13 protein-coding genes are annotated in these 15,050 nt (G+C 56.6%); 2 read left to right on the top strand and 11 right to left on the bottom strand.

Annotated elements, in window-relative coordinates; all coding sequences use genetic code 11:
• Positions 1-65 precede the first annotated feature (65 nt).
• Positions 66-3,191 (top strand): ribonuclease E, encoded by a 3,126-nt coding sequence (gene rne, locus E3U32_RS17770; protein WP_134349832.1) that lies wholly within the window; start codon positions 66-68, stop codon positions 3,189-3,191.
• 41 nt (positions 3,192-3,232) lie between these two features.
• On the opposite strand, the gene E3U32_RS17765 is transcribed toward rne, so the two are convergent.
• On the bottom strand, positions 3,233-4,135 hold the full coding sequence (locus E3U32_RS17765; protein WP_407057594.1) for a LysR family transcriptional regulator: 903 nt from the start codon (positions 4,133-4,135) through the stop codon (positions 3,233-3,235).
• Positions 4,136-4,280: 145 nt separating this feature from the next.
• Between E3U32_RS17765 and E3U32_RS17760 the strand changes: the two genes are divergently transcribed.
• Complete coding sequence (locus E3U32_RS17760; RefSeq protein WP_134349831.1) at positions 4,281-5,495, top strand: MFS transporter; 1,215 nt, start codon at positions 4,281-4,283, stop codon at positions 5,493-5,495.
• A gap of 75 nt (positions 5,496-5,570) precedes the next feature.
• Here the strand turns inward: E3U32_RS17760 and flgL are convergent, their stop codons facing one another.
• From flgL to flgC, 10 genes are all read right to left on the bottom strand, one after another.
• Complete coding sequence (gene flgL, locus E3U32_RS17755) at positions 5,571-6,524, bottom strand: flagellar hook-associated protein FlgL (protein ID WP_134349830.1); 954 nt, start codon at positions 6,522-6,524, stop codon at positions 5,571-5,573.
• A 14-nt stretch (positions 6,525-6,538) separates the two neighbouring features.
• Complete coding sequence (flgK, locus tag E3U32_RS17750; RefSeq protein ID WP_134349829.1) at positions 6,539-8,179, bottom strand: flagellar hook-associated protein FlgK; 1,641 nt, start codon at positions 8,177-8,179, stop codon at positions 6,539-6,541.
• A gap of 75 nt (positions 8,180-8,254) precedes the next feature.
• Positions 8,255-9,208, bottom strand: a complete 954-nt coding sequence (gene flgJ, locus E3U32_RS17745) for a flagellar assembly peptidoglycan hydrolase FlgJ (protein ID WP_134349828.1) — start codon at positions 9,206-9,208, stop codon at positions 8,255-8,257.
• Positions 9,208-10,305 carry a flagellar basal body P-ring protein FlgI gene (locus E3U32_RS17740; protein ID WP_134349827.1) on the bottom strand — a complete coding sequence of 366 codons (1,098 nt, stop codon included), beginning with the start codon at positions 10,303-10,305 and terminating at the stop codon, positions 9,208-9,210. The genes flgJ and E3U32_RS17740 overlap by 1 nt, the downstream gene beginning before the upstream one ends.
• Before the next feature lie 12 nt (positions 10,306-10,317).
• Positions 10,318-11,016, bottom strand: a complete 699-nt coding sequence (gene flgH, locus E3U32_RS17735; protein ID WP_134349826.1) for a flagellar basal body L-ring protein FlgH — start codon at positions 11,014-11,016, stop codon at positions 10,318-10,320.
• Between the two features lie 57 nt (positions 11,017-11,073).
• Positions 11,074-11,856 (bottom strand): flagellar basal-body rod protein FlgG, encoded by a 783-nt coding sequence (gene flgG / locus E3U32_RS17730; protein ID WP_008500810.1) that lies wholly within the window; start codon positions 11,854-11,856, stop codon positions 11,074-11,076.
• An 11-nt stretch (positions 11,857-11,867) separates the two neighbouring features.
• Positions 11,868-12,623, bottom strand: coding sequence for a flagellar basal body rod protein FlgF (locus E3U32_RS17725; protein ID WP_049007894.1), 756 nt, complete (start codon positions 12,621-12,623; stop codon positions 11,868-11,870).
• 20 nt (positions 12,624-12,643) lie between these two features.
• Positions 12,644-13,894, bottom strand: a complete 1,251-nt coding sequence (gene flgE, locus E3U32_RS17720; RefSeq protein ID WP_134349825.1) for a flagellar hook protein FlgE — start codon at positions 13,892-13,894, stop codon at positions 12,644-12,646.
• Positions 13,895-13,920: 26 nt separating this feature from the next.
• Positions 13,921-14,631, bottom strand: a complete 711-nt coding sequence (gene flgD, locus E3U32_RS17715) for a flagellar hook assembly protein FlgD (protein ID WP_134349824.1) — start codon at positions 14,629-14,631, stop codon at positions 13,921-13,923.
• Positions 14,632-14,642: 11 nt separating this feature from the next.
• Complete coding sequence (gene flgC / locus E3U32_RS17710; protein WP_008500814.1) at positions 14,643-15,047, bottom strand: flagellar basal body rod protein FlgC; 405 nt, start codon at positions 15,045-15,047, stop codon at positions 14,643-14,645.
• Positions 15,048-15,050 lie beyond the last annotated feature (3 nt).

The raw sequence follows: 15,050 nt of genomic DNA, 5'->3' as shown, positions 1-15,050 counted from the left end.
TACCCCGGAAAGCGTCACCTTGCCCGCAGCTTTGTCGTCAATGTAAGAATAACGAGTAAGTTACGATGAAAAGAATGTTAATCAACGCAACTCAGCAAGAAGAGTTGCGTGTCGCCCTTGTGGATGGGCAGCGCCTGTACGATCTGGATATCGAAAGTCCTGGACACGAACAGAAAAAAGCGAACATTTACAAAGGTAAAATCACCCGCATTGAACCAAGCCTTGAAGCTGCATTTGTCGATTACGGTGCTGAGCGTCATGGTTTCCTCCCTCTGAAAGAAATCGCCCGCGAATATTTCCCTGCAAACTACAACGCCCATGGCCGCCCAAACATCAAAGATGTTCTGCGTGAAGGTCAGGAAGTTATTGTTCAGATTGATAAAGAAGAGCGTGGCAATAAAGGCGCCGCACTGACTACCTTTATCAGTCTGGCGGGGAGCTATCTGGTTCTGATGCCTAACAACCCGCGTGCGGGTGGTATCTCTCGCCGTATCGAAGGCGATGACCGTACCGAGCTGAAAGAAGCGCTGGCGAGCCTCGAACTGCCTGATGGCATGGGGCTTATCGTGCGTACCGCAGGCGTAGGCAAATCAGCCGAAGCGCTGCAGTGGGACCTGAGCTTCCGTCTGAAGCACTGGGAAGCTATCCAGAAAGCTGCGGAAAGCCGCCCTGCTCCGTTCCTGATCCACCAGGAAAGCAACGTTATTGTGCGTGCCTTCCGTGATTACCTGCGTCAGGACATCGGTGAGATTCTGATCGATAACCCGAAAGTGCTTGAGCTGGCTCGCCAGCACATCGCCGCGCTGGGTCGTCCGGATTTCACCAGCAAAATTAAACTGTACACCGGTGAAATCCCGCTGTTCAGCCACTATCAGATCGAATCCCAGATTGAGTCCGCCTTCCAGCGTGAAGTGCGTCTGCCGTCCGGCGGTTCTATCGTTATTGATACCACCGAAGCGCTGACCGCTATCGACATCAACTCCGCGCGTGCAACGCGCGGTGGCGATATCGAAGAGACCGCCTACAACACTAACCTCGAAGCCGCTGATGAAATCGCCCGCCAGCTCCGCCTGCGCGACCTGGGTGGTCTGATTGTTATCGACTTCATCGACATGACCCCTGTACGCCACCAGCGTGCGGTTGAAAACCGCCTGCGCGAAGCGGTGCGTCAGGACAGGGCGCGTATCCAGATTAGCCATATCTCACGCTTCGGCCTGCTGGAGATGTCCCGTCAGCGTCTGAGCCCGTCTCTCGGTGAGTCCAGCCATCACGTTTGTCCGCGCTGCTCCGGCACCGGTACCGTGCGTGATAACGAATCTCTGTCCCTCTCTATCCTGCGTCTGATTGAAGAAGAAGCGCTGAAAGAGAACACCAAAGAGGTTCACGCCATTGTGCCGGTGCCCGTTGCCTCTTACCTGCTGAACGAAAAACGTGCAGCGGTAAGTGCAATTGAAGCGCGTCAGGGTGGAGTTCGCTGCATCATCGTGCCAAACGATCAGATGCAGACCCCGCACTATCACGTGCTGCGCGTCCGTAAAGGCGAAGAGACAACCACACTCAGCTATCTGCTGCCTAAGCTGCATGAAGAAGAGATGGCCCTGCCTTCCGATGAAGAGCCTGCTGAACGTAAACTGCCAGAGCAGCCTGCGTTAGCGACCTTCATCATGCCAGAAGCGCCACCGGAAACAGCCCTGGAAAAACCTGCTGCAACACCTGTGGTGCAGAAACCAGAAGCCACTGTAGCGAAAGCCCAGCCGGAGCAACCGGGTCTGCTGAGCCGCTTCTTCGGCGCACTGAAGAAAATGTTTGCCGGCGAGGAAGTTCAGCCAGAGCAACCGAAAGAAGAGCCAAAAGCGGCCAAACCTGAGCGTCAACAGGACCGCCGTAAGCGTCAGAACAACCGCCGCGATCGTAATGACCGCAACGACCGTAATGATCGTAGCGAGCGTCGTGACAACCGTGACAATCGCTCTGAGAATGGCGAAGGCCGTGAGCAACGCGAAGACAACCGTCGCAACCGTCGCGAGAAACAACAGCCGAATGTTGAAGATCGTGAAATTCGCCAGCAGGCGGGCGATGAGTCTGAGAAGAGCAAGCAGCGTGACGACCAGCAGCCGCGCCGCGAACGTAGCCGTCGTCGTAACGACGAGAAACGTCAGGCGCAGCAGGAAGTCAAAAACCTGAACCGCGAAGAACCTGCTGAACAGCAGGACGGTGAGCAGGAAGAACGTACTCAGGTTATGCCGCGTCGTAAGCAGCGCCAGCTTACTCAGAAAGTTCGCTTCACCTCCGAAGCAACCGAAGAGTCAACCATTGTCGCCGCTGAAACAAGCGAGAGCGCAACCGGTACACAGCTGGCAAAAGTCGACCTGCCAGCTGTCGTTGAAAACAACGCTGAACAGGATGAAAACGGTGAAAACCGTGATAACGCCGGCATGCCGCGCCGTTCACGTCGTTCCCCACGTCATCTGCGCGTCAGCGGTCAGCGCCGTCGTCGCTATCGTGACGAGCGTTATCCTACTCAGTCGCCAATGCCACTGACCATTGCCTGTGCTTCGCCAGAAATGGCCTCCGGCAAAGTCTGGATCCGCTATCCGGTTGCTCGCCCGGAGCAGGTTGTTGAAGAACAGCCTGTGACCGAAGAGGTGATTGCACCTGTCGCTGTAGTTGAAGAGGTGGTGACTGAAGCGGCTACCGTGGTTGAACCGCAGGCAGTTGAGGTTGAAACCCCGCACGCGGTAGAAGTGGAAACCACGCATCCTGAAGTGATTGCCGCGCCGGTTGAAGCCGCACCGCAGTTTATTGCTGAAGAAGACACCGTAGTGGCTGAAGAGGTTGTGGAAGAAGCACAGCCTGCCGCCACTGTTGAAGAAGCGGCAGAAGTCGTAGTTGAAACCGTTACTGAAGAAGTTGTTCAGGACGTTGAGATTGCCGTCGAACCTGTTCGTGAAGCCGAAGAAGCGAAAGCGCCAGAAGTGAAACCAGTGCCGGTTGTTTCTGCACCAGCCGCGGCCCACGTGGCGACAGCACCTATGACGCGCGCTCCAGCGCCGGAATACGTGCCTGAAGCCCCGCGTCACAGTGACTGGGAACGCCCTGCTTTCCACTTTGAAGGTAAAGGCTCCGCAGGCGGCCACAGTGCAACGCATCAGGCGACTGCACCAGCGACGCGTCCGCAGTCTGTCGAATAACGACACAGAAAGTAAAAAGCCGACCTCCGGGTCGGCTTTTTTTATGGCTGCTGCACGGGCTTTCTCATCCCGGTGACCTCCGGCATTACCTGCCGCATCAGTTCCAGAAAACGCCGCAAGCGTGCCGGATAATAACGGGACCAGGGGTAAACCAGATGCACCGGTAACGCCGCTGGCTGCCACTCTGGCAGCAAATGCACCAGCCGCCCTTGCCGAATATCATCCTGTACCGTCCAGCTGGATACCACCGCCACGCCAAGGCCGGTGAGCGCCGTATTGCGTGCGACATACAGGCTGTCGGTACTGAGGCGTGGGGTAATAGTCACTCGTGCGGTAGCGGGTGATGCATCGTGAAAAAGCTCCACATGGCGCTGGTAGAAAGAGCTGATAGCTATCCAGGGAAACTGTTGCAAATCCTCCGGCGTGTTGACCGTTGGAAAACGGGCCAGCAGTTCCGGAGAAGCCACCACCGAGCGCGGCACTTCCGCCAGCAGCACGGATACGGTCGCCGGATCGACTTCCACACCTACCCGAATGGCACAGTCAAGGTTGTCGCCGAGGAAATCCGCCGACCGATCGTTAAGCATCCACTCAATAGAAAGCTGCGGATAGCGTTGCAAAAATTCGGTTACTGGTTTCAGAAGCTGGTCCTGACCAAATGCGTGCGGTGCCCTCACCCGCAATACGCCTACAGGTTCATCTTCCGACTGGCCCACCTCATCTTCCAGCGCCAGCCAGCTGTCAATCACCCGACGGGCGTGCTGATAGCAGCGCTCGCCGTCATCCGTCAGCCGCATCGTGTGGGTGGTGCGTAACATCAGGCGCACGCCCAGCATTGTCTCAAGCGACTGTAACCGTCGGCTCACCGTGGCCTGGGTTGTTGCCAGCTGTCGTGCCGCCGCAGAGAGCGAACCCGCCTCAACAATCCGGACAAACGTCCGCATCAACTCCACCCTGTCTATACGCTCAGCTCTTATCATTGCATTTACACTTATACGTTCAACGTATAAGCGTTTTACCACCGGGCTGGCTACCGTCGCAAGGCATACTGATAAAAAATAGCTGCACACGACGAATGAGGAACAACGTATGAACACAACAACCACTCCCCACGCTGCAAGCCGCTGGGTGATTTTTATGCTGGCCCTGGGGGCTGGTTTCAGCGTGGCATCAATCTACTACGCGCAGCCCCTTCTGCCGCTGATGGGTGCCGACCTTCATCTGAGCATTGAAGGCATGGGGCTGGTTCCCACATTGACTCAGGCAGGCTACGCGCTCGGCATCCTGTTCCTGCTTCCCCTGGGCGATCGCCATGACCGCAGGACGTTAATCCTGATTAAAAGCGCCGCGCTGGCTCTGTTTCTTCTCGGCTGTAGTCTGACCGGGCAGCTCCATTCTCTGCTGCTGGCAAGCCTGCTCATCGGCATGGCCGCCACCATGGCACAGGATATCGTCCCCGCTGCGGCGATTCTCGCTCCGGAAGGCAAACAGGGGAAAACCGTGGGCACGGTAATGACCGGGCTGCTGCTGGGTATTTTATTATCAAGAACCGTGAGCGGCGTGGTGGGCGAAGCGTTTGGCTGGCGCGTCATGTACCAGCTGGCCGCGGCGAGCATTACGTTCATCGGGGTGATGATGTGGATGGTACTCCCCCGTTTTGCCATTCACTCCACGCTGAGCTATCCGGCTCTGATGCGCTCAATGGAACATCTGTGGCGTCGTTACCCGGCTCTGCGCCGCGCGGCGCTGGCTCAGGGTTTTCTGTCGATTGCCTTTAGCGCCTTCTGGTCTACGCTTGCGGTCATGCTGCTGGAACGCTATCACCTTGGTAGTGCCGTAGCGGGTGGTTTTGGTATTGCCGGAGCCGCCGGTGCGTTAGCTGCACCGCTGGCAGGTGGTCTGGCGGACAAACTGGGCGCGGGAAAAGTCACGCAGCTTGGTGCCGTCCTGGTGACCGTCTCCTTCGCCCTGATGTTCCTGATGCCCGCGTTGGGTGTTCATGGGCAGCTGATTCTGATCGCCCTCTCCGCCGTCGGGTTCGATCTGGGTCTGCAGTCCAGCCTGGTCGCCCACCAGAACCTGGTATACAGCCTTGAGCCGCAGGCACGTGGTCGCCTGAACGCTCTGCTCTTTACAATGGTCTTTATCGGTATGGCGCTGGGTTCAGCGTTAGGCAGCAATATCTACTCGGTAGCTGGCTGGACGGGCGTGGTCGCGCTGGCGACAGTCTGTGGCGTCATTGCACTGGCAATCCGTTTGATTGAAAGCGCACGCGTTGCCTCCGCACCGGCAGAAGCTGCATAAAAAAAATGCCCAATCCAGACGGATTGGGCAGTAAAACATGCCCAGTTTCAAGACATGTTCTAAGAGGTCAAGATGTTATTTGTTCAGCTGGAACAGAGACATGCCCTGCATATCGCTAAACGCTTTATAAGAGGCCTGCAGAGCCGCCTGCTGCATGGTGTAAGAGGAAATCGCTTCGTTCCAGTCGACGTCCACCAGATCGCTCATCTGCTTTGTTTGACCCAGCGCGCGGTCATCACCCAGCGTATCGAGTTTTTCCAGCTCGTTCATCTTGGTTCCCACATCCGCAACAACCGTCAGGACATTGTTCTGGGAGTTCTTGATGCCGATTTGCGCGTTGGCAATCACCTGGCTTTGCGCCGTTGCCGCAGCGGGATCGTTCTCAACCGGTGTCTTCAGCGACGCAATGGCAGAATCAAGGATTTTGAACATGTTTGTTTCGCCATATCCACCACCCGGCAGTTGTTCCGCATTACTGGTAATGCTGTTAAAAATCTGCTGGCCAGTATGGCTAATCGCCATATTTCGCGCCGTATCAACCTGCTGCATGATGGCCTCAGTGCCACCGTTGTAATCCCCGGTAGCGGCATCAAACGGTGCGCTCTCGGTTTTGTATCCCGCAAAGATAAAGCGACCATTGCCATCCGTCGTGTTGGCCAGGTTCATCAGCTGATCGCGAATCCCCTGAATATCGGTCGCCAGAGAAAGACGGTCGTCATCGCTTAACGTGCCGTTCGAGGCGTAAACCAGCTTCTCGCGCACGCTTGAGATCGCGGTGTTCACCTGGGTTAACACGTTATCCTCCAGCGAGACCTTTTGCGTTGCAAAGGTACGCGCGAGGGCGAACTGGCTGTTTTGCGACTGAGATTGCGACAGAACGATGGCCTGTGACGCGGCGATAGGATCGTCCGACGGACGATTGACGCGTTTACCGGTGGACATCTGCTCGCCGTAGCTCAGCCATCTGCTCTGGGAATCGGTGATCCCACGCATATTCTGTTCGTACATCATCTGGGTGCTAATACGCATTGTTCACCTCAACCTTAACGAATGTTGATAATTGCATCGAAGAGCGTACTGGCAGTTTGTAGTACCTGAGCATTGGCCAGGTAATACTGCTGATAACGCTGCAAATTGCCATACTCTTCGTCGAGGTTTACCCCAGAGATGGTCTGCTGCTGCTTAATTAACTGTGTTTCCACATTGGCTTTCGTCTGGCTACTCACCTTCAGTGACGCCGTCGAGCTACCGACGGTACTGACGAGAGAGGCATACGCATCGTTGAAGGTTTTGTTGCCCCCCACTACTTTAGCGTTTTGCAGATCGAGCAGCTTTTGACCATTACGGTTGTCGCTTTCACCGCCGTTCTGCAGCGACGCCATCGCCAGTTTGGACTCGTCGCTGATCGCCAGATCCATGTTCATGATGACGTTAGAAACAGGCTTCACGGTAAAACTGTCTTTGGTATTTGCCGTGCCGCTCACATTGACGTTAAGGCCATCAAACGACAAATTGCCGCTGGCGTCCGGGGTCATCGTAAAGCTGGTTTTGTCTGATGTACGAGTGACAGTCCAGTCGGTGCCATTAAATTGCAGCTTATAATCTGTCGCCTGGACTTGTTTACTGTCCGCCACAGACGCCGTGACAACCGCAGAACCACCATTCTTGCTGTTGGACAGCACCGCCGGAGAACCAAAGTTGAACAGCTTACCGCCAGCATCACCGTTAGCATCAAAACCGGCTTCATGCTGCGTGTTCATCGCATCGGCAAAGGCCAGCGCCATCTGGTTCAGGCTGTTACGGGCTTTATCCAGATCTTCAGTACGGAAGGTCAGTAAACCGCCTAAAGAACCGGTGGTGATAAATTTCTCAGGGATCTCAATATTACCCGCCACGTCATCAACGTAGGCGATGGTAGTACGAGACGGATCGGCACTGGACTTCACGGCCGCCAGCTGGCTGGCTTTGCTGCCCTGCACCAGGCTGTACCCGTTACCGAGAGAGATATTAAACGTGCCGCTATCCTGTACGGAGACTTCCACGCCAACGATTTTGTTCAGTTCAGTCACGAGCTGATCGCGCTGGTCAAGCAGGTCGTTAGGCGAAGCACCCGCACCGACACCGGTCAAACGAGAAATCTGATCGTTCAGATTCGCAATCTGTGTCGCGTAGTTGTTGATCTGAGACACGCTGCTTGAGATGGCGGTATTAACCTGCGTGTCCTGGTCACGGAGATACTGATCGTTGGTTTTAAACTGATTGACCAGACCACCCGCTTTACCCAGCACCGTCTGACGTGCAGCCGGGTCTTCCGCGTTGCTCACCAGGGTTTGCAGGCTTTTGAAGAAATCCTGCAACGTGGTGGAGAGCGAGTTGGTGGTATCGGAGAGCACATCGTCAATTTTTGACATCTGCTGATAGCGCGTCGTCAGACCGCTGCTCTGCGTCTGCGCAGCGCGCAGCTGGTTGGTGATGAAAGCGTCATACTCACGCTGGACACCGGAGACATACACCCCGTTACCCACCCAGCCACCGCCGGTCAGCGTACTGTTAGAGGCGCCCAGCACCGTGGTCTGGCGGGTGTAACCTGCCACGTTATAGCTTGAAATATTATTACTGACGGTATTGAGTGCCGACTGCGCAGCACTGAGGCCACTCATGGCGCTGTTAATCAAACTGGACATGGGGGTTCCTTTTATACGTTCAGACACGAGTCCTGATGAAGGTTATCGGCAACCTCCACCGGGACTTGAGAACTTTCAGAACAGATTTTCAATATCTGTGCTATAGGCTTTGCTGACCTTCTCGCCCATGGATTTCAGCTGTTGAATCATGCTGGTGAGCTTACGCGCATAGTTCGGGTCGGTCGCGTAGCCCGCGTTTTGCAGCGCCTGCGCGCCCTGCTCCGCTGTCGACGCCTGCGTGACGGCGGTATAACGCGGATTTCGGCTCAGCAGCCCCACATAGTCGGACAGTGCTTCCAGATAAGAGCTGTAGACACGGAATTTTGCTTTGACCTTCACCGCCGCACCGTTCTCGTATTCGGTGGTGGTGATCTCCGTTGTCGGCCCCTTCCAGCTGGAGGTGGCCTTCACGCCGAAGATGTTGAAGCTCGGCTCGCCGTTTTCCTTGCGGATCTGGCGCTGACCCCAGCCCGACTCCAGCGCCGCCTGTGCCAGAATCAGGTGATGCGGCACGCCGCTCTGTTCGCTGGCAAGGCGCGCAGGCAGCGAAAGCTGCGCCAGGAAGTCTTTGCTGTCACCCGAGAGCGGCTCATCACCACTGCTCGTCGCTTTCGGCATGGCTTTACGCACCATTTGCGTCAGGGCCTGGTTCTGATAACTGGTCACCGTTTGCAGGTCGAACTTCATCGGCACCTGCTGCGGCTGCTCCTGGGGCTGAATGCCCTGCGCGGCTTCGGTCTGTTTCACAATCATGTCAGCCAGACCGAGGCCTTTACCGGCGGTCATCTGCTGCGCAATCTGCTGGTCATACATGCTGGTGTAGAGACGCGTTGAATCGCTGCTGAACATCCCGTCTTTCGGCAGGGTTTCACGCATGCTTTTCAGCATCATCTGTACAAACATCCCCTCCACCTGGCGGGCGACCGGGCGGATATTCGCCGCCGGGTCTTTGCCTGCTTTGGTTTTCAGTTCGTTGAGCGACTGGGCATCCCAGGCTGCACTGGTCAACAGTTTGCTATCGGTCAGCATTAGATGATTTCCAGTTTGGCGCGCAGGCAGCCCGCGCTTTGCATGGATTGCAGGATGGACATCAGGTCCATCGGCGTTGCCCCCAGGGCGTTCAGGGCACGCACCACGCTGTTCAGGTTGGCGCTGGAGCGAACGCTCTGCAGTGACCCGCCGCTCTGACGCATATCAATCTGCGTTTGCGGTGTTACCACCGTCTGACCGCCACCAAATGGCGTAGTCGGCTGGCTCACGTTCGCGGAGCGGTTTACCGTTACAGAGAGGTTACCCTGCGCGACGGCACAGCTGTCCAGCGACACTTCCCGGTTCATCACCACTGAACCAGTACGGGAGTTGATGATCACTTTGGCATCCTGTACCGGAACGTTCACTTCCATATTCTGGATATCGGCCAGCATACGCACCTGGTTGCTGCTGCCCGGGGAGGTACGGATCTGCACGGTACGCGCATCGAGCGCCGTTGCATTACCATAGCCGCGGCTGCGGTTGATGGTATCGGCAATTTGCTGCGCCATCGTGAAGTCTTCATTATTGAGCTGCAGATTAATGGTATTGCCTGCGCCAAACTGGGTCGGCAGTTCACGCTCAATGATCGCACCGTTGGTGATACGTCCACCGTTCAGCTGGTTCACCTGCACGCTGCTTCCGCCTGCGGATGCACCCGCACCGCCGACCAGAATGTTACCCTGTGCCAGCGCATACACCTGGCTGTCGACGCCCTTCAGCGGGGTCATCAGCAGCGTACCACCGCGCAGGCTTTTGGCGTTACCCATTGAGGAAACCACCACGTCAATGGTCTGTCCCTGACGCGCAAACGCCGGGAAGGATGCGGTGACCATCACCGCGGCCACGTTTTTCAGCTGCATGTTGGTTCCGGCCGGCACGGTAATGCCGAGCTGGGAAAGCATGTTGTTCAGGCTTTGGGTCGTGAATGGCGTTTGGGTCGTCTGGTCACCGGTACCATCCAGCCCCACCACCAGGCCATAGCCAATCAGCGAGTTCTCACGTACGCCCTGGACGCTGGTGAGATCGCGAATACGGTCAGCCTGGGCAAACGTTGCCACCAGCGCGAGCGCCACGGCGAAGATCGATTTAAACATGGGTCACCTCGCTTACATCGGCGATAAATTAAGGAAGAAGCGCTGCAGCCAGCCCATATTTTGCGCTTCATTGATATAGCCGTTACCGACGTACTCAATGCGCGCATCCGCCACCTGGGTGGACGGAACGGTGTTGGTGCCGCTGATGGTGCGAGGGTTAACCACGCCCGAGAAGCGAATGAATTCAGTGCCCTGGTTGATGGCAATCTGTTTTTCACCCACAACGTGTAAGTTGCCGTTAACCAGTACCTGGTCAACCGTAACCGTCAGCGTACCGCTGAAGGTGTTGCTGGCGTTCGCGCCGCCTTTACCGTTAAAGGTATTACCGCCAGAGGCATCGACATCAGCACGCGCGTTGCCGAACAGGCCCTGCAGATAGCGCGGTACGGTATCGAAGCCAAAATTCGTTTTGCCATCGCGGCTGGCATTCGCCGACGAGCTTTTGCTCGCGCTGACGTTTTCCTGCAGCACAATGGTCAATGTATCGCCGACATTACGCGGGCGGCGATCTTCAAACAGCGGCTGATAACCGTAATTAATCGGCTGCGCGGTCTGGAAAATGGAACCGTTTACCACTGGCGATGGGCCAGGAACGGGTTGGGCAGTCGTCGCACCCTGGACCAATGGTTTAGACGGGATCAAAGCACACCCGCTGAGGGTGACAGCCAGAACAGTCAGTATCGGATAACGAAACGCCGCGTTTTTTTGCATTGCCTTCATCTTCGAAAACAGGGAGCCGGCGCGGCGTTTACCGCACCGGGCTACACCTTAGAGTTGCGTCAGTTTCTGCAGCATCTGATCGGTCGTCGACACTGCTTTACTGTTAATTTCATACGCGCGCTGGACCTGGATCATATTCACCAGCTCTTCCGCCACGTTCACGTTGGAGGTTTCAACATAGCCCTGATACAGCAGGCCCGCGCCGTTCAGGCCCGGGGTGCTCTCATTTGGCGTACCGGAGGATTGCGTTTCGGTGTAGAGGTTCTCACCAATGCTTTCCAGACCGGTATCGTTCATGAAGGTGGTCAGGTTGAGCTGTCCTACCTGAACAGGCGCAGCCTGCCCCTGCTGGGTCACGCTGACCACGCCGTCACGTCCGATGGTAATGCTCAGGGCGTTCGCCGGGATGGTAATCGCAGGTTGAACCTGGAAGCCGCCCGCCGTCACCAGCTGACCGTTCTGATCGACCTGGAAAGAGCCGTCACGGGTATAGGCAGAGGTCCCGTCAGGCAGTTGCACCTGGAAGAAGCCCTGGCCCTTGATCGCCACGTCTTTACTGTTGTTGGTCTGAGACAGGTTACCCTGGCTGTGCAGACGCTCGGTGGCCACCGGACGAACGCCGGTACCGATCTGCAGACCTGACGGCAGCGTCGTCTGTTCAGAAGACTGCGCACCCGGCTGGCGGATGGTTTGATAAAGCAAATCTTCGAAAACGGCGCGCTGACGCTTGAAACCATTGGTGCTCACGTTTGCCAGGTTGTTGGCAATCACGTCCATGTTGGTTTGCTGGGCGTCCAGGCCAGTTTTCGCGATCCATAAAGAACTGATCATAAGGAGTCCTGTTAACTCATAGCCAGAAGTTGGTTAGCCTTGCCCGCGTTTTCATCCACGCTGCTGATGATCTTCATCTGCATTTCAAAACGACGGGCGCTGGCAATCATGTCGCTCATGGCGGCTACCGGCTTGACGTTACTGCCTTCCAGAACGCCAGACATCACGCGGATGCTTGGATCGGCCTGTAACGTGGCACCACGCGTCGCCTGAGCCGCCTGGGTCAAACGGAACATGCCGTCGTCGCCACGCTGCACCTCTTTGCCTTCAGCTTTAACCAGCTTCAGACGTCCGACAGGCGCAACCGTGTTAGCCGGGTCGCCCGGGTTCAGCGCCGAAATGGTACCGTCCGCGGCGATAGTCAGCTCAGAGCCTTCTGGCACGGTCAGCGGACCCGCTTCACCCATTACCGGGTGACCCTGAATCGTTAGCTGGCCCGTCGCGCTCACCTGGATATTCCCGTTACGGGTGTAGCCTTCGCCGCCGTCCGCCGTTTGCACCGCCAGCCAGCCGTCCTGCTGCAGGGCAACGTCCAGCGGGCGCGAGGTGTAATCCATCTGCCCTGGCGTCATATCTGCGCCAGGGGTCGATGCGGTGACCAGCGTACGGGTCGGCAGGGAAAGCCCTTCCACCGGGACCGCACGCAGCGCATTAAGCTGCGCGCGAAAGCCGGGCGTAGAGGCGTTTGCCAGGTTGCTGGCGGTAACAGCCTGCTGATTGAGCGTCTGACTTGCCGCGCCCATCGCGGTATATATTGCGTGATCCATTGCGCTTTCCTGTTAGCCGCTTAACGCAGGTTAACCAGCGTGTTGAGGATCTGGTCCTGGGTTTTGATGGTCTGCGCGTTAGACTGATAGTTACGCTGCGCGACGATCATGTTCACCAGTTCTTTACTCATATCCACGTTAGAAGCTTCCAGCGCGCCGTTGGTCAGCTTGCCGAAGTTACCGGTGCCTGCCGTGCCCAGCAGCGCCACGCCGGAGGACTGAGAGGCAGACCAGACGTTATCGCCTTCCGATTTCAGGCCTTCGTTGTTGGCGAAGTTTGCCAGCACGATCTGACCCAGAACCTGAGACTGTTCGTTAGAGTAGCTTCCCACTACGGTGCCATCGTCGTTGATCTGGTAGCTCACCAGATCGCCAGGCTTGTAGCCGTTCTGATTGGTTGCCACAACGCTGTTCACGCCGGTGTTCTGCTGCATGGAGTTCTGGAAACTCAGGGAGAAGGTCGCCGCCGTCGCACCGCCGACAGAGCCGGTGGTGATATTAATGGCTGGCGTGGCGTTTGGGGTTCCGCTCAGGACACCCGCAGCGTCGTAGTTATAGACACCCGCCAGGTTACCGTTCGCATCGTAGTTCATCTGCGCCGCTTTCGTCGCTGTAGAACCTGCTACGCTGCCGTCCTGAGTGTAAAGATCCCATTTATTGTTTGCTGTCTTAACGTAGTAGACATACATGTTATGGGCGTTACCCTGGCTGTCGAAGACGGTCACGGTACCTTTTTTGTTATAGGTATCCGGGTTAGTCGCATCGAACGGGGCAGTTTGAACAGGGTCGGTTGAGTTGAGGTTGATCTGCTGCGTCGCGGTGGTGGTGGCTTTCGCCGACATCAGCGTATTCGGAATGGTGATAGCCTGAGGGTTCGCACCGGTCTGAACAGTTGGAGGCGTTCCTGCTACCGGGTAGCCCGTCAACTGCATACCCTGCATGTTTACCAGCGTACGGTTTTCGTCCAGCTTGAACTGGCCGTTACGGCTGTAGAACACAGAACCGTTGGAATCGACCATACGGAAGAAACCGTTCTGGCTAATGGCAACGTCCAGACCACGACCGGTATTGGTGGTGGTACCGTCGGTAAAGTCCTGAGTGATGCCTGCGACCTTCACGCCGAGGCCGACTTTGGAACCGGCAAACATGTCTGCAAAGGAAGCAGAACCGGATTTAAAACCATAGGTCGCGGAGTTGGCGATGTTGTTGCCAATGACGTCCAGGTTGGTGGCCGCAGCATTCAGGCCGCTGACCGCTTGAGAAAAGGCCATGACTTACTCCTGATAAGTGTTAAGGCTTAGATAATCTGCCGAACTTCGTCGAGTGTGGTGGTACCAGAGGTACCCAAATCCAGTTTGTTGCCGTCGCTACCTTTAATCACGCCCTGGACCAGCGCGAACTGCAGCGGCTGCGCCACCAGCTGGGTTGTCCCGTTGCTGGCGCTGATTGCCACTTTGTAGGAACCGTTCGGCGCTTTGGTGCCGTCGGTCAGGGTGCCATCCCAGGTAAAGGTGTGAACGCCCGCCTTCAGTTCACCGATATCAATGGTGCGCACTACCGTGCCGTTGCCATCGGTAATGGTCGCAGTGACTTTCTCCGCCGGCTGCTGCAGTTCAACGCCAAACGGCGTGGTGGTCGTGGTGGCGTTGCCATCGGTGGTGCTGGTGCCCGCCAGGATGGTGGTACCCGGGATCATCACCCCGTGACCAATCAGGCTTGCCGCCTGCAGAGACTGGGCACTGTTAATCTGTCCAGAGACGGAACCGAGGGTGGTGTTCAGTTTCTCAATGCCGCTCACGGTACTGATCTGCGCAAGCTGCGTGGTCAGTTCGTTGTTCTGCATTGGGTTAGTAGGATCCTGGTTCTTAAGCTGAGCCACCAGCAGCGTCAGAAAGCTGCCCTGAAGATCGGAGGCGTTACTCCCCGTCAGGGAGTTAGAACCTGTCGAACTTTTCGTGTTATTAACACCCGAGTTCGTAGGATCATTCACATTTACGGCGATGGACATGCATGTCTCCTTTACTGGCCGAGAGTGAGTGTTTTGAGCATCATGCTCTTCACGGTATTAAGCACTTCGACGTTGGCCTGGTAGCTACGCGAAGCCGACATGGAGTTCACCATCTCACCCACCACATCCACGTTTGGCATTTTCACGTATCCGCTGGCATCCGCGAGCGGGTTACCTGGCTCATACACCAGCCTGTCCGGCGCCTGGCTCTCTACCACATCAGACACCTTCACGCCGCCCGTCGCCGCACCTGGCGCAGCATCGACCTGAAAGACTACCTGTTTGGCACGATAAGGCTGTCCGTCTGGTCCGGTCACGCTGTCGGCGTTCGCCAGGTTACTGGCAGCCACGTTCAGACGTTTGGACTGAGCGGTTAACGCCGAACCGGCGATATCAAAAATATTCAGCAAGGCCATCTA

The sequence above is a fragment of the Lelliottia nimipressuralis genome (assembly GCF_004402045.1).
Taxonomy (GTDB): domain Bacteria; phylum Pseudomonadota; class Gammaproteobacteria; order Enterobacterales; family Enterobacteriaceae; genus Enterobacter; species Enterobacter chinensis.
This window is presented reverse-complemented; position numbering and strand designations above follow the sequence as displayed.